At 37.4% G+C, this 24,053-nt stretch carries 22 protein-coding genes, 2 pseudogenes and 2 riboswitches; of the genes and pseudogenes, 2 read left to right on the top strand and 22 right to left on the bottom strand.

Features of this window, described 5'->3' with window-relative positions; genetic code table 11:
- Positions 1–25: 25 nt before the first annotated feature.
- Together SAY88_RS03545 and SAY88_RS03540 are read right to left on the bottom strand one after the other, a co-directional pair.
- Positions 26–1,576, bottom strand: a complete 1,551-nt coding sequence (locus SAY88_RS03545; protein ID WP_332629345.1) for an acyl-CoA carboxylase subunit beta — start codon at positions 1,574–1,576, stop codon at positions 26–28.
- A 14-nt stretch (positions 1,577–1,590) separates the two neighbouring features.
- A complete protein-coding gene (locus SAY88_RS03540; protein WP_332629344.1) occupies positions 1,591–2,229 on the bottom strand; it encodes a TetR/AcrR family transcriptional regulator in 639 nt (212 codons plus the stop codon).
- Between the two features lie 233 nt (positions 2,230–2,462).
- Between SAY88_RS03540 and SAY88_RS03535 the strand changes: the two genes are divergently transcribed.
- Positions 2,463–2,639, top strand: coding sequence for a hypothetical protein (locus tag SAY88_RS03535; RefSeq protein ID WP_332629342.1), 177 nt, complete (start codon positions 2,463–2,465; stop codon positions 2,637–2,639).
- Between the two features lie 54 nt (positions 2,640–2,693).
- Here the strand turns inward: SAY88_RS03535 and SAY88_RS03530 are convergent, their stop codons facing one another.
- The 10 genes and pseudogenes from SAY88_RS03530 to SAY88_RS03485 all read right to left on the bottom strand — a co-directional run bounded on the left by SAY88_RS03530 (position 2,694) and on the right by SAY88_RS03485 (position 14,577).
- Entirely contained in the window at positions 2,694–2,990 is a 297-nt protein-coding gene (locus tag SAY88_RS03530; protein WP_332629341.1) for an IDEAL domain-containing protein, read from the bottom strand.
- 318 nt (positions 2,991–3,308) lie between these two features.
- Positions 3,309–4,061: a (2Fe-2S)-binding protein gene (locus tag SAY88_RS03525; protein WP_332629340.1), complete on the bottom strand. Its 753-nt coding sequence runs from the start codon at positions 4,059–4,061 to the stop codon at positions 3,309–3,311.
- 300 nt (positions 4,062–4,361) lie between these two features.
- Positions 4,362–5,531, bottom strand: a complete 1,170-nt coding sequence (locus SAY88_RS03520) for a cation:proton antiporter (RefSeq protein WP_332629339.1) — start codon at positions 5,529–5,531, stop codon at positions 4,362–4,364.
- Between the two features lie 5 nt (positions 5,532–5,536).
- Positions 5,537–6,028, bottom strand: a complete 492-nt coding sequence (locus SAY88_RS03515; RefSeq protein ID WP_250097046.1) for a cation:proton antiporter regulatory subunit — start codon at positions 6,026–6,028, stop codon at positions 5,537–5,539.
- Positions 6,029–6,052: 24 nt separating this feature from the next.
- Positions 6,053–6,712, bottom strand: a complete 660-nt coding sequence (locus tag SAY88_RS03510) for a potassium channel family protein (protein ID WP_332629338.1) — start codon at positions 6,710–6,712, stop codon at positions 6,053–6,055.
- 208 nt (positions 6,713–6,920) lie between these two features.
- Positions 6,921–7,280, bottom strand: coding sequence for a response regulator (locus SAY88_RS03505; protein WP_332629336.1), 360 nt, complete (start codon positions 7,278–7,280; stop codon positions 6,921–6,923).
- Between the two features lie 69 nt (positions 7,281–7,349).
- A pseudogene (locus SAY88_RS03500) lies at positions 7,350–7,595 on the bottom strand (Hpt domain-containing protein); the annotation flags it as partial.
- A gap of 244 nt (positions 7,596–7,839) precedes the next feature.
- Positions 7,840–11,220, bottom strand: a complete 3,381-nt coding sequence (locus tag SAY88_RS03495) for a UvrD-helicase domain-containing protein (RefSeq protein ID WP_332629334.1) — start codon at positions 11,218–11,220, stop codon at positions 7,840–7,842.
- A 31-nt stretch (positions 11,221–11,251) separates the two neighbouring features.
- Positions 11,252–14,131, bottom strand: a complete 2,880-nt coding sequence (locus SAY88_RS03490; protein WP_332629333.1) for a PD-(D/E)XK nuclease family protein — start codon at positions 14,129–14,131, stop codon at positions 11,252–11,254.
- Entirely contained in the window at positions 14,128–14,577 is a 450-nt protein-coding gene (locus tag SAY88_RS03485) for a GNAT family N-acetyltransferase (protein WP_332629331.1), read from the bottom strand. The genes SAY88_RS03490 and SAY88_RS03485 overlap by 4 nt, the downstream gene beginning before the upstream one ends.
- 62 nt (positions 14,578–14,639) lie before the next feature.
- On the opposite strand from SAY88_RS03485, the pseudogene SAY88_RS03480 reads away from it, so the two are divergent.
- Positions 14,640–14,909 (top strand): annotated as a pseudogene (locus tag SAY88_RS03480) (4-hydroxyphenylacetate 3-hydroxylase C-terminal domain-containing protein); the annotation flags it as partial.
- Here SAY88_RS03480 and SAY88_RS03475 read toward each other — a convergent pair.
- From SAY88_RS03475 to SAY88_RS03430, 10 genes are all read right to left on the bottom strand, one after another.
- Positions 14,906–15,268: a DUF1516 family protein gene (locus tag SAY88_RS03475; RefSeq protein WP_250097038.1), complete on the bottom strand. Its 363-nt coding sequence runs from the start codon at positions 15,266–15,268 to the stop codon at positions 14,906–14,908. The pseudogene SAY88_RS03480 and the gene SAY88_RS03475 sit on opposite strands and share 4 nt — an antisense overlap.
- 159 nt (positions 15,269–15,427) lie before the next feature.
- Positions 15,428–16,153, bottom strand: a complete 726-nt coding sequence (locus SAY88_RS03470; RefSeq protein ID WP_332629329.1) for a DUF3270 family protein — start codon at positions 16,151–16,153, stop codon at positions 15,428–15,430.
- 101 nt (positions 16,154–16,254) lie between these two features.
- Positions 16,255–17,616, bottom strand: a complete 1,362-nt coding sequence (gene mgtE, locus SAY88_RS03465; protein ID WP_332629326.1) for a magnesium transporter — start codon at positions 17,614–17,616, stop codon at positions 16,255–16,257.
- 12 nt (positions 17,617–17,628) lie between these two features.
- A complete protein-coding gene (locus SAY88_RS03460; RefSeq protein WP_332629324.1) occupies positions 17,629–17,751 on the bottom strand; it encodes a hypothetical protein in 123 nt (40 codons plus the stop codon).
- A 94-nt stretch (positions 17,752–17,845) separates the two neighbouring features.
- A riboswitch (M-box (ykoK) riboswitch) is annotated at positions 17,846–18,011 on the bottom strand.
- 383 nt (positions 18,012–18,394) lie between these two features.
- Positions 18,395–18,560, bottom strand: a riboswitch (M-box (ykoK) riboswitch).
- An 84-nt stretch (positions 18,561–18,644) separates the two neighbouring features.
- Positions 18,645–19,031, bottom strand: a complete 387-nt coding sequence (locus SAY88_RS03455; RefSeq protein ID WP_332629322.1) for a response regulator transcription factor — start codon at positions 19,029–19,031, stop codon at positions 18,645–18,647.
- A 214-nt stretch (positions 19,032–19,245) separates the two neighbouring features.
- Positions 19,246–19,899 carry a phosphate signaling complex protein PhoU gene (gene phoU / locus SAY88_RS03450; RefSeq protein ID WP_332629320.1) on the bottom strand — a complete coding sequence of 218 codons (654 nt, stop codon included), beginning with the start codon at positions 19,897–19,899 and terminating at the stop codon, positions 19,246–19,248.
- A gap of 11 nt (positions 19,900–19,910) precedes the next feature.
- On the bottom strand, positions 19,911–20,741 hold the full coding sequence (gene pstB / locus SAY88_RS03445) for a phosphate ABC transporter ATP-binding protein PstB (protein ID WP_420842504.1): 831 nt from the start codon (positions 20,739–20,741) through the stop codon (positions 19,911–19,913).
- A 17-nt stretch (positions 20,742–20,758) separates the two neighbouring features.
- Positions 20,759–21,643: a phosphate ABC transporter permease PstA gene (pstA, locus tag SAY88_RS03440; RefSeq protein WP_332629317.1), complete on the bottom strand. Its 885-nt coding sequence runs from the start codon at positions 21,641–21,643 to the stop codon at positions 20,759–20,761.
- 2 nt (positions 21,644–21,645) lie between these two features.
- A complete protein-coding gene (gene pstC, locus SAY88_RS03435; protein ID WP_332629383.1) occupies positions 21,646–22,602 on the bottom strand; it encodes a phosphate ABC transporter permease subunit PstC in 957 nt (318 codons plus the stop codon).
- 91 nt (positions 22,603–22,693) lie between these two features.
- Positions 22,694–23,683, bottom strand: a complete 990-nt coding sequence (locus tag SAY88_RS03430) for a PstS family phosphate ABC transporter substrate-binding protein (protein WP_431308835.1) — start codon at positions 23,681–23,683, stop codon at positions 22,694–22,696.
- Positions 23,684–24,053 lie beyond the last annotated feature (370 nt).

Below are 24,053 nucleotides of genomic sequence, written 5' to 3'. Positions count from 1 at the left end.
GCTTTTTCAGTGCACTCAGCTTCTATTACAAAGGGATATTTCCATGTTTTTTCTTAGGTAGTTGCTTCTTTTTCTTTTTTAACATTTCTAATCCTTGAGCTAAGCTTCGCCTTGTATCGCGAGGGTCGATTACGTCATCGACCATTCCATTTGCAGCTGCAATATATGGATTAGCAAACCGCCTTTTGTATTCGCTAATTTTTTGTTGGCGTTTTTCTTCTGGGTTTGAGCTTTCTTTAATTTCTTTTGCATAAATAATCGTTGCTGCACCTTCTGGTCCCATAACAGCTATTTCAGCATTAGGCCATGCAAAAACTAAATCAGCTCCAATCGCTTTACTATTTAAAGCAACATATGCTCCACCAAATGCTTTTCGTACAATAACCGTTATTTTTGGTACAGTTGCTTCGGAATAAGCATATAAAATCTTTGCACCGTGACGAATGATTCCACCATGTTCCTGTTGAACCCCAGGTATGAATCCGCTTACATCCTCAAATGTAATAAGGGGGATATTAAAACAATCACAAAACCTAATGAACCTTGAGCATTTATCTGAAGAATTAATATCAAGGCCACCTGCCATCATTTTTGGATTATTAGCGACAATTCCCACCGTTTCTCCTTCAATCCGTCCAAAGCCAATAACAATATTTTTTGCAAAATTCGGTTGAACCTCCATGAATACATCGTCATCAACAATTTTCTTTATTACTTTCCTCACATCATATACTTTTGTGCCATCGACAGGTACAAGATCAAGTAATTCATTTATACGTTCATCTATAGGCCGCTTTTCTATTGGTTCGATATAAGCAGCACGTTCCTCATAATTTGAAGGCAAAAATCGAATTAATGTCCGTACATCTTCTAATACTTCTTCTTCTGTTTTGCCAATGAAATGAGCATTCCCGCTTACACTTGAGTGAACCTTTGCCCCACCTAAATCTTCTGCATTGATCTTTGCTCCAGTTACACTTTCAATCACTTTAGGTCCTGTAATAAACATTTGGCTTGTTTTTTCTACCATAAACACAAAATCAGTGATCGCTGGAGAATAAACAGCTCCTCCTGCACAAGGTCCCATAATAACCGAAATTTGAGGAATTACCCCTGAGTAAATTGCATTTCGATAAAAGACATGACCATAGCCATCTAAAGATAAGACTCCTTCTTGAATACGAGCTCCACCGGAATCGTTCAAGCCTATCATGGGGGCCCCATTTTCAGCAGCTAAGTCCATAATCTTAGCAATTTTTTGAGCATGCATCTCTCCCAACGCTCCACCAAACACAGTGAAGTCTTGTGCAAATAAAAAGACAAGACTCCCATGAATTTTCCCATAGCCTGTGACAACTCCTTCACCAGGTGCTTGATCTGAACAAAAGGCATCTCCACGAAATTCAATAAAAGGATTGAGCTCAATAAATGTTCCCTCATCAAGCAAATAATCAATTCGTTCTCTAGCTGTTAATTTTCCTCGTTCGTGCTGAGCATCAATCCGCTTCTGTCCTCCGCCTTGTTTTATTCGATCACGACGGTCTTCCATATCTTGAATAAAGTCATACATATCCATATGAACAACCCCTTTTAGCTTGTTTCCAACTCACTCCTAAGGAAAAAGCGTGCATATTCTGGTTTCAGACTCGCCTCTTTTGTTAAGACAGCATTCATGACTAAATCGGCATATATGTTTGCAATTTCTTTTATTGAATACTGACCAGTTTCCTTGTACCACTTGTATGTCCAGTTTGTCATTCCGAAAATAGCCATTGACGTGATCGGGACAGGGATTTCCTTTCTAAACTCCCCACAAGCTATCCCTTCTTCAACAAGACTAAACATCATATTTTTGTAACGCCTTCTCTTTAATTTAATTGTCTCAAAGTATTCTTTATTTAAATAAAGAGACTCTTGATAAAAGACCGTTACATGCGGTCGATACAATTCAAACATCATTACAAAAGATCTAATTGTTTCATATAGTCTTTCAGCAGGAGTGGAGTAACGATTGTATGCATCTTCTGCTTTATCTAGGATGTATGTAATGAATGAGTCATGTACGGTATATAACAGTTCATCTTTTGATTTAAAATTATGGTAAAATCCCCCTTTGGATGAACCACTTTCCTTCACAATTCGGTCTACGGTTACAGCATGAAAGCCGTTCTCTTCAAAAAGAAGGAGAGCAGTTTCAATAATCCGTTCCTTTGTAGGCTTTTTCTTCATTCGTGCTCTCACCACCTTCCCAATATTTGTTCAATTGAATATAATACACAAGGTTAATAACTTATTGAACTAAATTAACCGACTGGTTAGTCTGCTAAAATTGTACAAAAAGTTCAGATTATTGTCAATGTTATTTTGTAAACGCTTTCAGTTTTTTTCTTTAAGATTTGCTTGTTACATGTATATGGTAAGTGGGAATAATAAATGAAAAAAATAAAAAGGAGACTTATCACATGACATATCATCCTGAGCGAATGAAAGTGTTGCTAACGCATGACCGTTTTTTAAAGTCAACATATGAAGAAGTATTACATTTTACAAAAGACGAAGAAAGTGCTCTTCACTATTTATTTACTAGCTATATTACAACTGAGCCTATTTTTAAAAATGCTTATGAACAATTAACATAACTTATTTGAACGTAAAAAGGAGGATGCTAGAGTAATTAGCATCCTTCTTTTTTCTTATTCAAATGTTAAGTGTAGTTCAAAACCGTTATCTTTAACAGTTTTCCCTTCACTATGTAATTGTATCCATTGGTTGTATTCTGTAGTCAATTGGTGAAATTGCTTTTCGTCTTTTTGACTTAATGCTTCATCAATCAAGCCTTTTAGACGTTCTTTTTTAAAGTGATAGAGCGAATATTCTATGACAGCCTGTGCGTATAAGGATTGCACAGTATCTTCTGAACGTGATTGTAAACTTTTAATCACTCGTAACTGTTTTGTAACCCTTGGATCCATTGCAAAGTCGTTTATCATTTCAATCCCTCCTACTTTCTGTTAGTATTTAAATTACCCCGTACATACTAGTTTCAAACATACCTTACTGAAATATCTGATTTTTTACAGCTCATAGTCTTTTAAGCTACTTTATTGATTAACTTATAAATCACTTATAAAAAAAGAAAGATGATTCTAAACGATTGCTTTGAATCACCTTTCTTTTCCTATTTAGATGATAAAGTTGATGTAGTTGAATGGACCTGTTTGCTGCGCGATTATTTGAAAAGGTTTGTTTCCTGTAACTGTTCAAACAACTCACTAAACAACTATTGCTTAAATCATTATAGATATTGACTATTCCTGACTTCTAAGTTGTTCTGCCCTAACAGCCCGTTCAGCATTAGTTAACTTCGGACACGAGTAACAGTAGTTGCCTTCAGCCTTTAAATAACTCATGCAGCATGCTCCTTTGATCCTTACTTTCGTATTTGAATCTTGCCAACTATCCACATAGCGAAACGTTAAATCAAACGGATTTCGTTTTAAATTAAAGGTATCTGCTGGTAAAGTTTTTAACAACTCATGGTCTCTTTCAATTTTGTGCTCTATTGAAGGTTCACTTTTCCATGTGTTCAAGCGATTATAATAAGGGTTAGTGATCAACCCCCAAACTTGCTGCTTAGATAGACCAGATGTTTCTGAAATTTGTTGAAATAAAGGTTGTAGCCCTTCTATTAACTTTGTTATTTTTTCCTTTCCAACTTGGTCTCTATCTTCCGTTTTTATTTCAATCAGTTGTGGCTTAAGTATTTGAAAATGCACTTCTTCCCCTTCTTCAATAAAGTGTATGCCTTCGTAATGAAGCCACTTATTATGAACAAAGTATGTATACAAATGGGCAGTTATGAGATTTCCAAACCATTTCATCAAGTTCGCCCCACCAAGACGGACGTCAGTTGCATTAAAGCAATTCGTTCTCCCTTCTACAATTTTCTGCATCATTTCTGTATTTAGCATATCCTGAGTAGAAACCCCTTCCAAGTTAATTGAGAAGTCTACAGGCTCAATAAAAAACTGTTCTTTCAAAACGGCTAGTATAGGTTCCATTATTCAATCTCCGTCCTTAAGAAATTTATAATATTTACGTTAATTGTAACAAATTACTTTATGAATGCGCACACATTTAATCTCTTATGTCTATACTATAATATGGTTGCATGCAACAGAACAATTAGAGGAAGGTGCACATACACTTTTTGAAACTTTGATGTAATCGCGATATATCATTGGTTTCTTAAGTAGTTAGAGAACGCACTTCCTCTCTTTTTTAGAGAAAGCCTGGCCAAAAGTAAAAAGGCCACAGAAAATTGTTCTTTTTGAACCATTTTTTCAATGACCTCACTTTTTTTACATTCCAGGCACTCTTACTTTTTCTTTAGGTTGATTATTTCCGTATATTTTCTTTGCAATCTTTGGAGCTAATTGAAATAAAAGAATTCCAAAAATAGCTGATGATAAAATAAATACACTACTAAATGCTTTAATGGGGCCTGTAGCTAATGCTGCAATAATAATCGAAAACTCTCCTCGTTGAGTGAGTGAGAAACCAGCACGTAATGCTACCCTTTTTGACAACCCATACCATCTTCCTCCATAAATCCCTATTATGATTTTCGCTAGAACTGACCACATAAACAAAAGGAAGAGCAATCCAACCATAGGAATTCCTTCGTCAAAGGTAATCGTTGTACCAAAGTATAGGAAGAACAAAGGAAGTGTCAAGTCTCGAATTGGAATAATCATTCCCTCCAATTGATGCGTTCTTCGGACTTCAGCAATGATTATCCCTGCTAAAAAGGCTCCTAACACTTCGGACAGATCTAAGTATAGCGCAAGCCCCCCATAAAAAAGGGCTAATCCTATAATAAACAGAATAAATACATCTCTTGTCATGTGTTTATCAAAAAATGGTCCAAGCTTACTAAATAGAAAACGACCAATTAATATAGCCCCTAATGTTAGAACAAAGACTTTTCCCATGAGTACCGTCATCGACCCAAGTGTTAAATCATTACCAGATGTCAAACCGACTAATATTGCAACGAGAACAGGTGCTACTAAATCTTCAAAGATTAATAGACCTAAAATAAACTCAGACTCGGGGTTAGCCATTCTCTTTGAGCTTTCTAATAGTTTGGCGGTTATTGATGAACTTGTTGCATAAAGGACACCACCAACAATCAAAGATGTAATAAAATCTAAGCCAAATAGCAAACAAATACCTGTTGTCACACCTAAACACAAAACCACATCTAGTGTACCTGCTGGAGTCACCTTTTTTGCCACCTGAGTAAGTTGCTTTATTGGAAATTCCATGCCTAGCATAAAAAACACTAAAACTATTCCAACTTCCCCTACAAAATGTAACAAATGTGAATCTATTAAAAGCCCACCTAGAGCAATTCCTAGTAATATATAAATAATTACTTCAGGTATTTTATACCTTGAGCCAAAGAACCCAGTGATAAAGAGTAGTAAGAGAACAAGCCCTGCTCCAAGCATTTCGGGTATTCCCACTAAGACTACACCGCCTCTCCTTCACATAACCTTTCAAATTGAGCAATTTGGTCACTTTTCCCAATTGCCATAATTGTATCTCCTATTTCTAATCGTTGGTCTGCTTCAGGACTGGCGATCACCTCACTACTACGAAAAATACCAACGATTGAGACTCCTGTTCGCTTGCGAATTTCTAAATCCTTAATCGTTTTGCCTGCAACCGGGGCACCTTTTTTAATTTCAACCCATTCGGTAACAATTTGGCTACGGAACAGTTTCATTTTATCATTTGATACGGGCTGAAATACCGCACCTAATAATTGAGCCCCGAGTTCTCTCGTTTCATCTGCTGTTAAATCGATTGAGAAATCCGCCTCATCATCATCTGCATCTTGAAAGAAATAGAGCTCCCTTTTTCCTGTATGATGAATGACAAGAACAATCATGCTCCCTTGAGCTGTGACAATTGACATCTTCTTCCCAATTCCAGGCAAGTCAGCCATCCTTACATCCATTTTGACTCCCTCCTTATCGCATCTTTACATTCCCTCGTCTTCAAAACGTTTTAAATCATTCTTGTGTCCAATAACAATTAAAATATCACCTTTCTCAATTTGATCTGTTGGCGTCGGTGCAATATTAATATCCTCTCCTCGCTTGATCCCAAGAATCGTACAACCATACTTTGCTCGTACATCTAAATCAATGAGCGATTTATTTGCTACTTTATCTGTTGCAATCAGCTCCACAATGCTATAATCTGCTGATAATTCAATGTAATCAACAATTTTTTCTGAAGTAAGATGTTGTGCAATTCTTATTCCCATATCTTGTTCTGGATGGACAATCCGGTCTGCACCGATCTTTTCAAGTACTCGTTCATGATAATAGTTCTGCGCTTTTACCCACACATTTGCCACACCAAATTCTTTTAATAATAACGTACATAAAATACTCGACTGAATATCATCACCAATAGCAACAATGACATAATCAAAATTACGAATACCTAATGATTGTAATGCCTTTTCATCTGTTCCATTTGCAATGGCACTATGTGTTGAATGTCTTGTCATATCAGTTACTTTCTCTTCCTTTGAGTCAATCGCTAACACTTGATGACCAAGCTTATAAAGTTCTTTACATACACTGCTCCCAAACCGACCTAAACCGATAACAGCAAATTGCTTCTTTATCATCTTTCTTCTCTCCCATTCCACCAAAAATAAACAGATAAAAATTATATAACTCTTTCATGCTAACAGTAATATAATATGCTATGTCTTTGAATGAATTATTTTATTATATACTAAATCAATTATATAGGTTTCCTTTTGTTGGCTAATTTAACCCTTATTTATAAAAAAACCTGAATTACCTATATTGCGATAATTCAGGGTTGTTCTATTAACCTAATACTTTTTTTATTGCTTCAAGAACACGATCCGCTTGAAATGGCTTCACGATAAAATCTTTTGCTCCAGATTGGATTGCATCAATGACCATGGACCGCTGCCCCATTGCAGAACACATAATCACTTTGGCTCCACTATCAATTTGTTTAATTTCTTTTAACGCTTGGATTCCATCCATTTCTGGCATTGTGATATTCATTGTTACTAAATCTGGACTTAACTCTTTAAATTTCTCAACTGCTTCTGCTCCATTTGCCGCTTCGCCAGCTATCTCAAATCCGTTTTTTGAGAGAATGTCTTTTATCATCATTCTCATAATTGCTGCATCATCAACGATAAGTATAGATGCCATATAATCACCTCATCTAATTTTTTTACTAGCTTTTTCTTATGGGAACGTTTGGTAAGTTTACTGGATTATTGTGGTTTCAAGCTTTTCATTCCGTATGAGATCTAGAACATTTTCCATATTATGCGTCAAATGAGCCAAATCCTCGAACCCCATAGTTGCAACCATACCTTTAAGTGTGTGGGCTGACCTGAATACTTCTCCGACAATCGATAAATCATTTGGGGCTTGTTCAAGCCTTAGAAGATTATCATTTATCGCTTGTAGATGCTCTTGACTCTCATCAAGAAAAACATCTAAATATTCTGCATTTATCAAGCCGTTCACCTCTATATATCTTCGACTTATTTAAAGCTTTTATTTCATCACATCATAATTTAATTATAGAATAATCTGTAACTATAGGAAATAAGAAATAGTTTTATTGTCTTATACTCTCTATTCTTTTATCATTCTCTTGCGCTTATATCCATAATAAAATACAAATATTGTAATACATTATCATCAATAAGGAAGGGGTGTCTCAAAAGGTCATACCTCTTGAGACACCCCCTTCTTTTTTCTATAGAGTAAACGCCTCATACTCTGCTTTTTTCGCTTGTTTTGTACGAAGAGTACGTATGGCTCGTATTGCTTTTCGTACAGCTTCTTCTTCCTCTACGTTCTTTCTAATCGTGTGGAGAGGTTTTTCTTTGTCTCGAAACACGAATAATGACATCGTCTCAATCGATTGACCTGTTTCTTGCTCATAAGCTAATTTGTATAAATAAAGCTGTGACCAGTAGAGATCTACTAATTCACTTCCTGATTGATAGATCTTATTTGTTTTAAAATCAATAATATGACATCCACTATTCCTTCTCGTCACTTTATCAATTTCTCCGATAATATCTACACCTTCAATCGAAGTAACAAACGACCATTCTGTCTCAAGAGTCTCTCCAAGGCCCTGTTTTACTTCATCAGTGTAACTATTCATGAGTATACTCATTTCGCGCTCATACACTGACATGTTGGTCCCTTGCTCTTCTTCTTCACGAACAGCTTCTCTAATCGCTGCTTCGTTCGTTAATCCATTATCTCGTAATTCACATGCTCGATGAACAAGTGTTCCAAGTTTGGATGAGTCGATAGAAACCGAAGAAGTTTCTTCTGTGACTATTTCACTTTTATCGACTATGGTTGTGTCTGGAAGACCAACGACATAACGATAAAAATAAGCGACGGGATCTTTTATAAAAACCATTACTTCTGATACAGATAACGTGAGCGGTGTGCTCGGAGACTCTATCACCATTGGAATCGAATAAGGTTCTGACTTTCTTGATATCTGTGCCTGCTCCTTACATTCATCTGTTTGAATGACCTTCTCAGATAGACTTGTCTCTTCTAAAGCAGTTACCGTTAATGAAAGCCATGTATGAGAAGTATTAGATTCCTCGCCCATCATATATAGGTAGTCACGTGCTCGAGTCATCGCTACATAAAACAACCGCTTTGCCTCTTCTCTCGCTTCTAAGTTCGCTTTATCCTTTACAAGAGAAAAGCCTGGCGTTTGGTACACTATTTTTTCGCCATCAAGTTCTGTTGCTTCTTCTTCAAGATTCATGACGATACCTAGTTCAGGATGGAAACGTATGCTTCCTTTATCACCTTGAACAGATCTCTCTAACTGAGGTAAACAAACAATGGGAAACTCTAATCCTTTAGAAGCGTGTACTGTCATAATTTGCACAAGATCCCCATCTACACGCTCGACTTCCGATTCTCCTTCTTTTTCACTTAAAATAATACGCTCGTCTAACTCCGCTAAGATCGTTTCTAGATCGCTTTTTTGGCTTTCTAAAATCGTTTGAATAAGCTTCTCTACATTTCGTACTTTTTGTAGCCCATTCGCTTGAAGCATAAGTGTAGTTTGCAAGCCTGTCTCCATAAAGATTGAGCTTAATGTATGATCTAACGACTGGTCAGTTCGGAAAGGGGTCCATCGATACAGCCAATTTCGGACCATTTTACATGCTTCTTGAATCGTTTCAGGTAATTGTCCATATGCTGAATGAGATTCATCATAAATAAGCTGATATAGCGGTTCTGTTTCTTCTACTTGTTGTTTTAGTAGCAAGAAATCATTGACGGTCAGACCACACATTGGACTTCTAAGAACAGCTAATAAGTGCAACTCTTCAAAAGGACGGTTTAACCACCTTAATAGCGTTATGTAATCTAGAACCTCTTGTCTTTCATAGAATCCTACACCACCACTTACGACATAAGGTATTCCTTTATTTATGAGAGATCTCTCTAAAGAAAGAAGGTGAGAGCGTGCCGGAATTAGGATAGCTATATCTCCAAAACAAGGCTCTGTCCATTGTTCACCACTATAAACAGAAGGCTCCTTCGTTTCAACCATCTCAACAATTCGATTGGCTAACACGTCATAGGGCGATAAATCTTGTTCTTCAATCTCTCCTAGAGTAATGAGCTCCACCCTTTTTTCCTCTTCAAATTGACCAGAACGGTTAGCTTGTAGTGGAGCATAAACCGTTTCATAAGGCTTCTTACGTTCCTGCACCATCGCACTAGAGAAAAGCTCATTTACAGCTTCAATAACTGGGGCCGTCGTCCGATAATTTTCATTCATTAGAATGACTTCTCCATCACTTCTTGTCTCAGCAAGTTCCTCTCGTGCATTCATTAAAGAAACATCGGCTCCTCGGAACCGGTATATCGATTGCTTCTGATCTCCTACAATAAATTGAAACTGCGGGTCAATTCGCTCTAACATTTCAAGCTGCAGTTTGTTTGTATCCTGAAATTCGTCGACCATGATATGGCGAAATTGTCTCTGACAAGCTTCTTTAATTGACTTATTTTCAAGTAGTGCTACTGCTTTTTGCTGCAAATCAGAAAAATCAAGAACTCCTGCCATTTTCTTTTCATGGTCATATCGAATTGAGAACTCCTTTAGTAGAATGATAAATTTCTCTATTAATACCTTTGTCTCTTCACTAGTAGCTACTTCTCCACCTATTTCACTCCAACAATCTTTTAATGGCTTCCAGTGCTTTGTATGGAGTTCAAAAAGTGCTGGAGCTTTTTCATTCCACCGCTTATCTGATCTTGAAGGCATAATTTTACTTATTGCCTCCACATAGGCATTTGGATTATTTGGATTAGGCAGAGTTTCAAAACCAGCAGTAATCTTCTCTACATGACCTCTTTGAGCTTTCGTAAGATCGTCCAATGACGGAAAATCAAGAATACAGTTTTTAGCATTTGCGTGAAACTCTTGAACTAAGCTGACTTGTTCTTGTAGCTTTGCTATCCTTTGCACTTCAAGCATTTTTTCCACCTTTAAGGAGGCGACAGCTTCTTCTCCTAGAACAAATTCTCGAATATCATTGTGTACTTGCTCAATTAATTCAAACAATCGGTTCTTAGTCATAATTCGAAGAAAAGGCCATGCCGGTTCATGAAATGCTCGCTCTTCCAAAAGCTTTGTCATGATCAGTCGTTTGCGACTACGTGCTTCTACATCATCAATAACACGACTTTGCGGAACTAAATCTGCTGCCATCGCATGTTGAGAAAGCAATCGTTGACAAAAGCTATGGAAAGTGGATATATTTGCACGCTCCATTGCTTCCTTTTGTTCAAACCAAAATAACTGCTCAAGCTTCTCTTTTGCTTCCCTTTCTTTTTCTGCCAATCTTTTTCGAATTCGGTCCTTCATTTCTCTAGCTGCCTTTTCTGTAAATGTAATCGCAACGAGCTCATCAACAGTAGCCCCAACAGGATGATCAGGGGACTTTAAACGAAGTTCACATAAATGAATAAACCGTTCTGTTAATACGCGAGTTTTCCCTGAACCTGCTCCAGCTGAAACTAAGATTAATGCTTTCTCACTCGTTATCGCCTGTAATTGAGCATCATTAAATTGCATAATATAATTCCCCCTCTCTTTCTTATATTCGTTACCTTTTTGCTTGCTCTCGCTTTTCATCCGTTACCCGACAGACCGTTCGGTAAGAACAAAATGTTGAACATTCAAGTGGTTCTACTGGAAAGTTCGTTTGCATCCCTTCCCAAATTTCAGTTATTCGCTCCTTTAGTTGATGATCAATAAGAAATTGCTCTGTTCCTAATTCATCTTCTCGGTTACGACAAAATGAAGATACATTGTATCTCGATGATTTTCCTACATGCTCTGTTCGCCACATTCCATTCCCTGCCCGCTTGCTAGGCTCTTTAAGGGAGATGTAGGTTGCACCATCAGCTTGTACCACTTTTTCTTCTAACCGCTCGATCTCCTCACGTATTGCAAAAGCATATAAAGGTAGCTGTAGCTTTAACCCGGATTGAACATCCTCCATCTTTACACTCGCTTGACCTGATTTATAATCGTAAACAACGATGGCATTATTTAAACGATCAATTCGATCGGCTTTCCCTGTTAGTACCAATGTTTTGTCATTTGATAACGGCAATTCAAACCGGATTGGCTTTTCTATTGCCATAATTTGCATTTGTTCAAGGTCGGCGTTATCAAAGAAATGTTTTCGTTCTGCTTGCCACCAACGTCTTAGCCGTTTTTGCCATTGTTGCTTTGTTATTTGTAAGTCAAAACGAGATATTTCTGGACTTTGCTTTTCAATTTGCTCCCATTTTTCTTCAAAGAGTTCATCTATTCGTTCTGGAATATGTGAAATCCCTTCTCTTAATGCAGCAAAAGATTGACCAACAGCCTTTAATTCCTTATAAATTTCTTCGATAATGGAATGCATTAAATCACCAATATCAAGTGGGGAGACTTGCTCTTGAATTGCTTGTGGTTCAGGAACTTGTAACACTCTTTCCATTCCGTAACGGAACGGACATCTTGCATAACTTTCAAGAGCGGTGACAGAAACAACAGGTTTTACGGATTGACCTTGATAAAGTGAAATCGGCTCATGTCCTTTTTCTAATCGTGAAAGTCTTTTCGTTATCTCTTTCACCTCATCTGGAATACCTTCTACTAAGCATCCTTTTCCAACATGATAGGCTATTTTCTCTATTTGATCTTCAAAAGTGAATGCATACTCGCTTCCCATCCTATTCTCCCAAGTCCAATTATGGGATTCTTCTATACCTTCTAGTAACGTGGATGGTAATAACGGATGGTTCGCATCTATACCTTTTACATACGTGAATGATATCGATTTTGCAACATAACGCAATTGTTCAAAATACGCTTGCTGTTTTAAACGGAAATGCTCTGCTGTCGGTGGACTAAAGCGAACCGCACTCCCAAGTAAGTCTCGTTCGTGAACATAGCCACTTAAATGGTGAGGAGCAGGAAACGAACCTTCATTCATTCCAACAACAAACAGTTTTTCTCCGCGAAACAAACTCACATCTCGCCAAGTATAAATGGAAATTCCTCGCTTGGCAGCTCTCTCTTCAAAAAGCTGTAAACTTTCCCCAAGCTTATGAATCCATTCAACAAATAAATCATGAGTCATCATTAAGCTTTCTAACCCTTTATCATGGAGTAACAACTCATATTGATAAAGGTGTTCAGCCAATTTCTTTAAAGCTTTGTATTCCCCTGCAATTTCTTTTAACTTACTAACATCTTCCATTAGGCTGAATTGCTCTTCCCAGTATGTGAAAAATGGCAACCCATCAATTACATTTCGCAATTGGTTAATATAATCGATAAACCGTTCACTTTTTTTCCACTGAAGTTGAGAAGTAGCCTCAAACAGCTCTTGATGTTCCTTTTTAAACCACTCACCCGTTTGTAAAAAGGTCTGCTTTTGTTTCGCAAATTCTAATCCGCTCACTTGATAGAGACGTAAAACTTGTTCCACTAGCGGGAGCTGTTCCCATTTTGAGGTAGGGACCGTTGTATTTTTTAAAGCAGTTTGCATAAATGCATGGCTAGACGTTGTAGACAATTTGCGTTTTTTTGCTTTGTTCAGAGGTACATCATACATATCCGTGTATTTCGTCACTTCATTCATACCATTTCTTTCATCAACGACCAAAATCCCCATTTGATCATAGGCTAGATCAGACGATCGAATCTCTTCCATCACTCCACGCCACTGTTCTTCATTTGTAGAGGCAGCGATTAATTTTCTTTGCTCTATATTTACAGTCGTCTCTTCCCTGCTTACTCTCTTATCGATAAATCCAATCGACAAAAGCTCCTTTACAGTCTGTTCAACAATATGAAAGTGAGGATGATTCGGAACAAAGACTGTTACCGAAATCCCCGCTAGCTTTAAGGCTTCTATGAACAACATTTGAAGAGGACTAAAATCATAGTATCCATCAATTACAATGGATGATATTTCTATTTGATTAGGAACTTTTTTTAGTTGCTTGATTGCATGCAAAATAATATTTTCTGGGTCGAACATGGTCCTATCTAATACGACACGGTCCTCATACCTTTGAAATAGATCACTGATTGGCATAAGTGATTGTGGAATATCCGTTACGTTCAATCCTAGCCGCTTCAATTGTCCGTATGTGTCAGCATAAGCACGAGCCTTCCCTGAGACGACCTCCTCTCCACGAAACGTTACCTCGTCTCTTACAAATTGAAGAAAGAAAAGAGTTCGTTCTTCCTCTGACAAAGAAATATAAGAAATATTTGTTTGATTTAAGATAAAGCTGGCAATATCGTCAAAAGTGGTAATGAGCAACCCCGGCCTTTTTCTTCGTGCTTCTTGCAACCACATCTGAGATGGCAGCACATAAAAAACGTTACCTTTTTCTTTTGTAAGCTTAAACGCATGTTCTAATCTTTCTTGATCGGCAACGTCCTTTACATGTGTACCGTAGACAACATGTTCGCTCATTTATAGCCCTCCCTTCGCATATCTAAATGATTTATACCATCTAACAAATAAATATCTGATATTGGTTTAAAACCAAACGACTCATAAAACTCCTGCAAATATTGCTGCGCATGAATAAGGATTCCTTTCTCATGTAACTCGGTTTCTAAAAAGTCAATCGACTTAGTTAACAATGCTTGCCCATATCCTTTTCCTCTTCCACTTTCTTTAACAATGACACGACCAATAGAAGCATCTGTAGCTACTGTTCTTTTTTGAAACAGACGACTATATGCTACGAGCTCTCCATTTATTCGACCTAACAAATGAAATGCCTCTTGATCCTTTGTATCTAGCTCTTGATAAGGACAATCCTGCTCAACCACAAAGACTTCTATCCGTAAACGAATCAATTCATACAATTCACTAATTGATAACTCATCAAATTTCTTTACCGTCCAATTCATTACACAAAATTCCTCTCAGTATAGTCTCTTTCTATTTTACCACTACGCTAGGAACGCTAAAAAGAAAAACGAAAGAGCAATACTTACAAGCAAAAGGAGCTCCTGCAAAAGAACGTATACAGCTCTTCCGTTTAGCGTGGGATTTAACCATGAGCCCTTTTGGTTCACGGCAAACGCAATATGAACGATATTTCTTTGGCGATCCCATTCGTCTTTCATCGTGTCTTTATCAGGCATATGATAAAACAGAGTATGATCAAATTCAATCATTCCTTAAAAAGAATGTAGAATCAAAAAAACTAGCTAGAGGGCATCCTCTAGCTAGTTTTTAAAATGTAAGAATTCGAAATGCAAGTAACAAGACAATGACGAGCGAAGCTACTAAGATCCCCCAGTACATAGGTGCTTTCGAACCAAGTGTCCCTTTTTTCGTACGGACAAGTATCATTTCCATAGCGTAAATGAGGACAATTGCAAGAACCCCTTTGAGCACATGCGTTAGCGGGAATCCCCACATAAATAATAAGTAAATTCCGGAAAAAATCATTACGATGTAAAATAAACGGACGATCATATGTAGAATTTTCGCACCTTTATTCACGCCAGCTCTTAACAAGAAATAGGTAATCAAAAATAACACAATAAGTAGCCACCACGAATCTACGTGTGCATGCTGCATACCTGTTTGCAAACCAATCCCTCCCTTAAAAATAGCATTCCAACCCATTATAATCCAAGTGAACAAAAAATCATAATATGAGGCTATATTTGCCATACAATTTTCAAGGAATGCTGTTTTTTTACAGACCAGCAACAGCCGATGAGTCATACATACCGCTATATATACTTATTACCATTGAAAGAAAAAACCTAATGACAACGTTACAGCTGTGTAAGATACAACTCCTATTGTAAAGGTAACAAAATGAGCTTCATCATCAGGAGGCAATTCATACTTCAGTACATTTAAAATCATGGCACCTGCAATAAAAGCAAAAATAATCGATTCTGTTAAAGGCGATAAACTTACCATCACCCCCATGATCCAACCTGCAACAATACCTACTGCAAGGACATATCTGCCAACTTTATTATAAATATCTGCATATTCCCTCCATAAATCATGGGCAACTGCAATAAAATGCATTCCAACAGCAAGACCATAGAACACAGCTTGAACACCTAATACATTATGCGAGATAACTGTATACGCCACTAACATATTATAAAAACCAAAAAAAAGAATCTGCAGCCAAAATAGTGCTCTCGCTTTTTTTGTTTTATTCTTATGCTGAGCTTTTCTTACAACCTTTTGTATTCCATAAAAGATTAAAACACCAATCAAACCGACGAAATACAACTCTGACTCCATCGTGAAATAATCACCATATTTTTTCACCAAAATTTGTTCCTTGTGTAAGGTTGGAAGTACATATACGAATACATAAGACACGGCTAATCCACCCGAAAAAGAGAACCATTTTAGCCGATTAATACGGTTAGACGGAATTAATTCGTTAGCAAATAAGTGAATGAGGATGAAAGCAAAACCCATAATAAATACATCAAGTGACATAGTAGGGATACTCCTTTAAAGTATTCTTATTTTAGAGTATCTACATATTCACGTAATAAAAAACACCCCTCGATCGTGGGTGTTTTCAGAATTATATTAATCTATAAGAAATCAAGTAGTGCTGTTGCAATAGAGAAATAAATTAATAAACCTAGAATATCATTTACTGTCGTAATAAACGGACCTGATGCAATTGCTGGGTCTAGTTTTAATTTATTAATAACAAGGGGAACCGTAGCACCAATAACCGTTGCGATACTTAATGTGCAGAAAATGGAAAAACCAACGATTAATGCTAAGATCCAATGGCCATGAATAAGAGTAACCGTAATTCCTAAAACAACCATACAGATCAAACCAAGCATTAGTCCTGTTCCAAACTCACGTCTTACCATTTTTCCTATACTGCCTTTTTTTATTGTCCCTAGTGCTAGACCACGTACTGCAACAGCTAGTGACTGAGTTCCAGTGTTTCCAGCAGAGTCCATAATCAGTGGGATAAATGCAGCTAACAAGACAATAGCTTCTAACGTTTCTTCAAATGTTCCAATCACTTCAGCAGTAATCAGTCCAAAGAACATTAACATGATAATCCATGGCGAACGTTTTCTAGCTGCTGTAAAAGCACTAACATTGACGTCTGTTGCCCCTTTGGCTGCTGAAATTTCTCCTAAGTCCTCTGTTGCTTCTTCTTCGAGAATATCGATCACGTCATCAAATGTTACAATTCCGATTAAGTGATTCTGTTTAGAGACAACTGGTGCCGCTAAGAAGTCATACTTTTTAATGAGTTTCGCTACATCTTCTTGGTCCATATCATCTTGTACAGAAACAACTCGAGTGCTCATAATGTTTTCAATTACTTCATCGGCAGGAGCAGTTATGAGATCTCTTAACGAAATAACACCTACTAATTTCTCTAATTGATCTACAACATATAAGTAATAAATCGTCTCAGCATCCGGTGCATCATTACGTAATTTCTCAATTACATTTGAAGCAAGATCGCTTGAAGAAATGCTGACAAATTCCTTTGTCATGATTGCCCCAGCCGTTTCCGGTGCATACGACATTAACTCTTTTACTTCCTTTGCTTCCGCTTTGTTCATTTTCATTAAGATGTCTTCTGCTTTTTCACCCGTCATTTCAGCTAAAAAGTCAGCTACATCATCTGCAAACATATTGTTAAACATTTCAGAAGAATAAGCCTCATCTAGCTCTAAATAGGTGCGCTTTTGCTCTTCTACTTCTAACCCCTCAAAAATATGAGAGAAATCTTCTGGAGATAAATAGTCATACACTCGTTTACGAGTTTCTTCCTCTAATTTCACGAAGATATCGACTTGATCAGTTGGGTGTAGTTCTAAAAAGGTTTCACGAAATTGCTCCCGATCTTCAGCTTGCAATGTATCTAAAATTAACTTTTCGTATTCTTCACGATTTTGTTCATCTAATCTAACCATGGTAATTCCTCCTTATGCTAGGAGGCCCATACGACCTTTTCCGTGTGAAGGGAATGGACTTCCATTACGCTTATTGTTTTTCTGTTTTGGTAACATATACATCTTGAATTTAGTTGAACTACTCTCCTCATCCATTCCACATCACCTCCATATCAAAACATAATAAAAACACCATCACAAAAGGAGGGTGCATTAGTCATAGCTAATCAACCGTGTTAACAAACACTTCACAGTTCCTCCATTCGTAGAGCTTTAGCACTGTGCGGCATAGGATTAATCCAGCTACATTAAAAACCACCTTATGTCGATGGCCTCTGTTGACCCATTGGCGTCTTTAGACATTTTTGGGCAGCAGCATATCTCCAGCACAGGAGCCTCACCTAACGAGGCGTATTCACTTCATCATGTTCCCATTTCACCTTAAGTTGACAGTTGGCAAAATAATTTTAATCATCAAATTATATGTCCTAAAGGCAAATTTGTGAGTAAATTGGGCCTTATTCATCATACTCCTAAGCCATTCTTGCTGTGACATGACTGGATGTCACACCCTTATAACAATCATATAATTGACAAGATTCAGGTTCAGGACTACTATCCAATTCATATCACCCCCAGGCTTAGAATTTTAATCAATCTTAACCTCGCTTTGAGATGCCTTATAACAACAACAAAAAGACACCTTCAACCGAATGAAGGTGTCTTTTACATGACAAAATAAGGCAGTACCACAGGATAACAAACAACATTATCACGATGACACGGCAAAAAAGCCTTTTAGCTTCCTCCATTCGTAGAGCTTTAGCACTGTGCGGCATAGGACGAATCCAGCTACATTAAAAACCACCTTATGTCGATGGTTTCTGTTGACCCATTGGCGTCTTTGGACATTTTTGGGCAGCAGCGTATCTCCAGCACAGGAGCCTCACCTAACGAGGTATTTAATTTACATTGATGACTTTACAGCAAGATTCTATACGTGTCAACTAGAATGATAACTTTTTTCTATTCAGTCTTACTTCTCACTCTTAAAGTACAGCAAATTGCTTTGTTAATAATTGGTCAACTTTATGGACCATATCCTTAATAGAGAAAGGTTTTATTATGTATTTAACTTGTGGTCCCTGACAACAACCTTCTTCTATCTTTGGATTTGTCGTTGCAAATAATATAGGAGCTGTTACTCCTTTCTTTTTCAACTGCTCGCACAATTTTACCCCGTCGATATCATGAAGATCGACATTAATAATAATCAGGTCGAATGGATAGAGTTCCGCATGTAAAAATTGGTCACCGCTCTCAAAAAGTGAAACTTCTTTTCCTCTTGACTCTAAATTATAACAGATTAACAATGCATGAGACGGTTCGTCTTCCACTAACGCAACCTTTGGCGCGGTTTCCAATCTAGAATTCAAAAAACATCCACTCCCTATTAAAGATCCTTGCTTCTTTGTTATTGAACTATGAATCTTATTTACAAGATATTTACACTTCTATCATAGTTACTTTACGTCAATTAATCAATTGTTTCTTTTCATCTTCAATTGGCAAAGGGGATACAAACAAGATGAATAGGAAAAAACCAACGACAGAAAATATTCGCTGGCTAATGTAACTTTCGTTAACAAATTAATTTAAGTCGAAATGCTTTCCATTTACTTCATAAACGACCCACTCAGCAAGATTCGTCGCATAATCAGCAATTCGTTCAATATATCGACCAATAAAAGCTAATTGTGTAATTTGATCAATTTCGATATGGTCTTCATTCAATTTAAAAAGTTCTCTAATTAGTTCTCCATATAACGAATCAACCTTATCATCCATTGTAGCGATTTTTTGGGCGAGCATTAAGTCCGTTTTTCTATATGACAGTAATGATTTATGAATCATTTCTTGAGCAATTGTAAACATAGCTACAATCTTTACTTGATATGGTAGGAGACTATCCTTTTTCATTCGTTTTGATTGCTTGGCAATATCAACAACTAAGTCCGCTACCCGTTCTAAATCACTTGATATTTTTAACGCTACAATTAATTTCCTTAGATCTGTTGCAACAGGCTGCTGCCTGGAGATTAATCTTGTCACTTGATCATGCATTCCAACCTCTAACTGATTGATAAGGTAATCATCTTGAATGATTCGTTCCATATTTCCTGTGTCTGAAGAAGCAAATGCTAGAATCATTTGATCAATGACACCTTCGACCCGCGTTCCCATTTCTAGGAGATGGTCTTTGACTGAATCAAGTTGTGAATGGAAACTTTCGCGTATAGCCATGGTTCACCTTCTTATCCGAATCTTCCTGTAATATAGTCCTCTGTACGTTTATCCGATGGATTCGAAAAAATCACATCCGTTTGATCATATTCAACAACTTCTCCGTTTAAGAAAAACGCTGTTTTATCAGAAATACGAGCAGCTTGCTGCATATTGTGTGTAACGATAATAATCGAATATTCCTTTTTCAATTCTTGAATTAATTCTTCTACTTTTAGTGTCGATTTAGGATCAAGAGCAGATGTCGGTTCATCCATTAAAATCACATCTGGTTCAATTGCCAAACAACGAGCAATACAAAGACGCTGTTGCTGCCCTCCAGATAGACCATATGCATTCTCATGAAGCCTCTCTTTTACTTCATCCCAAATGGCAGCCCCGCGAAGACTCTTTTCCACGATTTGATCCAAAATCTTTTTGTTTTTAATTCCATGAATCCTAGGTCCATATGCAACATTATCATAAATAGACTTCGGGAATGGGTTTGGCTTTTGAAACACCATTCCTACACGGGTACGTAGATCTTCTACCTGATAGGATTTATCGAGAATGCTTTTTCCACGGTACGAGATTTCTCCTGAAATACGTACGGATGGAACCAATTGAACCATACGATTTAATGTTTTTATATAAGTTGATTTCCCACATCCTGAAGGACCAATAATAGCCGTTACCTCTTTTTCATAAATAGCAAGATTAATATTTTTTAGAGCGTGATCCTTTCCATACCAAAGGTTTAAATCTTTCGTGTCATACACAACCTTTTTATCTAGAACTGGATTTTCTACTGAACCACCATTTTGGTTATACTCTACATTCACTTTCTGTGACAAAGCCATCATTTTTACCCCCTAAAAAATTAATACCTTTGTTGAAATTTATTTCGAATCACAATGGCAATTGAGTTTAATAAGAATAGAACAACGAGCAAGACAACAATAGTCGCAGCAGCCAAATTTGCATACTCTGCTACAAGTGATGAGTCAAGCGTCCAATAATAAATTTGCATTGGCAATACTGTAAACCGGTCCATTATTCCACCAGGGAAAGGAATCAATAGAGCCGGAATTCCAATCACAACGAGTGGAGCTGTCTCACCAATTGCTCTTGATAATGACAAGATCGCTCCTGTCAAAATTCCTGGTAAAGCTGCTGGTAGAATGATATTTTTGATTGTCTGCCATTTCGTTGCTCCCATTCCAAATGAAGCTTCACTTAAATGAGCTGGTACCGCACGAATGGCCTCTTGACTCGCAACAACAACAATTGGCAATACCAATAATGACATCGTCAAGCCACCAGCTAAAATAACATTTCCAAAGTCCATGGCACGTACAAAAATTGTTAACCCTAAAATCCCGAATACGATTGATGGTACTCCTGCTAGATTGGATATATTTGTTTGAATAATAGAATGGATACGACCTTTTTTCGCATAACATTCTAAGTAAATCGCTGTTCCTACACCTACAAACATTGTAACTGGTGCAACAACAAGCATGAGCCACAACGTACCAAGAATAGCACCCATAATTCCAGCTCGATCAGCATGCGTTGAGAGTCTTCCCGTTAGGAAATCTATGTTAATCCAGCCTAGCCCGCCTGAGGCAACTCTGAAAATCAATACAGCTAGAACGACAAGACCAAATAATGTTGATAAAAGAAACACGGTTTTGGCAAATGTATTCAGTAATAGACGTGAGTTCATTCTTTTTTGAACGAGCGCTGTGTCAACATATTTCATAATTAATATTCCTCCTTAAACTTACGAGAAATATATCTTGCTAGTAAGTTCATCATGAATGTAAAGACAAATAATGTCGCGGCTACAGCGTATAAACTGTAATATATAGTAGATCCAGCAGGCGCATCCCCACTAGAAACCTCAACAATATATGCAGTCATCGTCTGCATAGATTGAGTAATGTCGAAAGTAAAGTTTTTGGAGCTTCCACTTGCAATTGTGACAATCATCGTTTCACCTATAGCACGTGAAATCCCAAGAACGAATGAAGCTATAATTCCAGACATTGCAGCTGGCATAATGACTTTTCTAGTCACTTCTAACTTCGTTGAACCAAGGGCTAAGGCTCCTTCTCTCATTGAATTAGGAACAGAACTCATCGCATCTTCAGATAATGATGCTACCATTGGAATAATCATAATTCCCATTACAATTCCTGGACTTAGTATATTTGTTGCTTGTAGTCCTGGAATGAATTCTCGCAGTATTGGTGTTACAAATGTAAAAGCAAAGAATCCATACACAATCGTTGGAATCCCAGCTAGAATTTCAAGCATTGGTTTTAATGCTCTTCTTACTTTATCTGATGCATATTCACTTAAATAAATCGCGGTCATAAGACCAATCGGAACCGCTACAAACATAGCAATAACTGAAGAAATAATCGTACCCGTTAATAAAGGCAAAACACCAAACTCTGGATTTTGACTAAGTGGTCTTAAAACTGTCCCTGTAAAAAAGTCAACGAAAGGAATTCTACTAAAAAATTCTACTGTCTCACTTAACAATGTAAAAATGATTCCAACTGTTGTTAAAACAGAGATAGTTGCAATTGCAAGAAGCACTTTTGGCATAACCTTTTCTAACACATTGGTGATGCTTCTCTTGCTCTTCTTTTCCTCAATCATCTCTCTAACATTAACAGCGTTCCTTTTTTTTAAAGCGCTGTTTGTTTCCATCATCTGCACCCCTTTTAGCCCATATGAATCAGTTAAATAACGGAGAAGATGAGAACAACGAAATGCCCTCATCCTCCCAGTCTTACAAAAATTACTTTAGTCCTTCTAAAACTTCAACGTACGCCTGTACTTCCTCTTCTGGTAATGGAGCAAAGCCCGTTTGACCAGCAAATTCATTCACATTATTAGCTACAAACAGTGCAAAGTCTAAAACTTGTGGGTTTGCTTTCGCTTGATCGACATTCAAGTAAGTGAACACTGGACGTGTAAATGGTGCATACGCTCCATCTTCACCAATTGTCTCAAGTGTCGGCTCTACAGGACCATTGCCGAAATCAACGTTTACAGCTTGTAATTTATCTTGATTATTCACGTAATAACCAAAGCCAAAGAATGCAATTCCATTTACATCTTCTGAAACAAGGTTAACAAGTGTAGAGTATTCTTGTTGTAAGTTAACTCCGTCTACTAAATCTTCTTTTTCAAGGATTTTCTCATAGAAAAACTCATACGTTCCGTGATTTTCATTTGGTCCCATCGCGTGAATCTCTTCATCAGGGAACTCCGGACGAATATCAGACCATTTCTTTACCCCACCATCATGATGGAAGATAGAAATCAATTCTTCTTTCGTTAACTCTGTTGCCCAATCGTTTTCCTTGTTAATAACAAATGTTAATCCATCTAACGCTACTTTCATTTCCATTACTTCAAAACCAGCAGCTTCTGCTTCCGCTGACTCTTCATCTTTAATTTGACGAGATGCATTGTTAAAGTCTGTTCCGTTTTCTACTAAGAATCGTCCAAACCCAGCACTTGTCCCAGCACGACTTACTTCAACAGAAACATTTTCTTGCTCTGTGTACATATATTCTTCAGCAACTACTGACATTAAAGGGTAAACTGTACCTGAACCATCAACTACCACACTTCCCTCTAATTCCGCTGCTAGCTCTTCTGTCGTCTCATTTCCATCTGTTTGCTCAGATGCATTTTGATCATTTGCCTCAGTTGTTGTCTCCTCATTCCCGCTACCACAAGCAGCAGCCACAACCATTAGCGCTACCATTACTACAAACATTAAAAGTTTCTTCACTTCATTGTCCTCCCTTTTTCTATCTGCATATGATTTCGTGAGGAACCAACTCCCTCTCACAATTGCCAGTATAGTAGAGGAATGTTAAGCCGGTATGGTCATAATGTAAAGGTTTTGTAAAAGAGCCATTACCAAAAGGGAAACCGCCTTTTGGTAATGGCTCTTTGCGCTGTGCGGAGCCGCCGTTATGTTTTAAGCCTTTTAAGCGATCTTCTTAAAAGGCGCACGGCGCGCGGAGCCAGCGCACCATGTTCGCACTCTTTCATTCAAAGAGGCGGTTTCCCTTTTGGTACTTGCTCTTTTATCACATTTATAAAACACAAAAAAGACTCAAGGCTGAAAAGTATCCTCAAGT

Source organism: Halalkalibacter flavus, assembly GCF_036663575.1.
In the GTDB taxonomy this organism is placed as follows: Bacteria; Bacillota; Bacilli; order Bacillales; family Bacillaceae_D; genus Halalkalibacter; species Halalkalibacter flavus.
The sequence above is the reverse complement of the archived record's forward strand: the minus strand, read 5'-3'. Positions and strand labels throughout refer to the sequence as shown.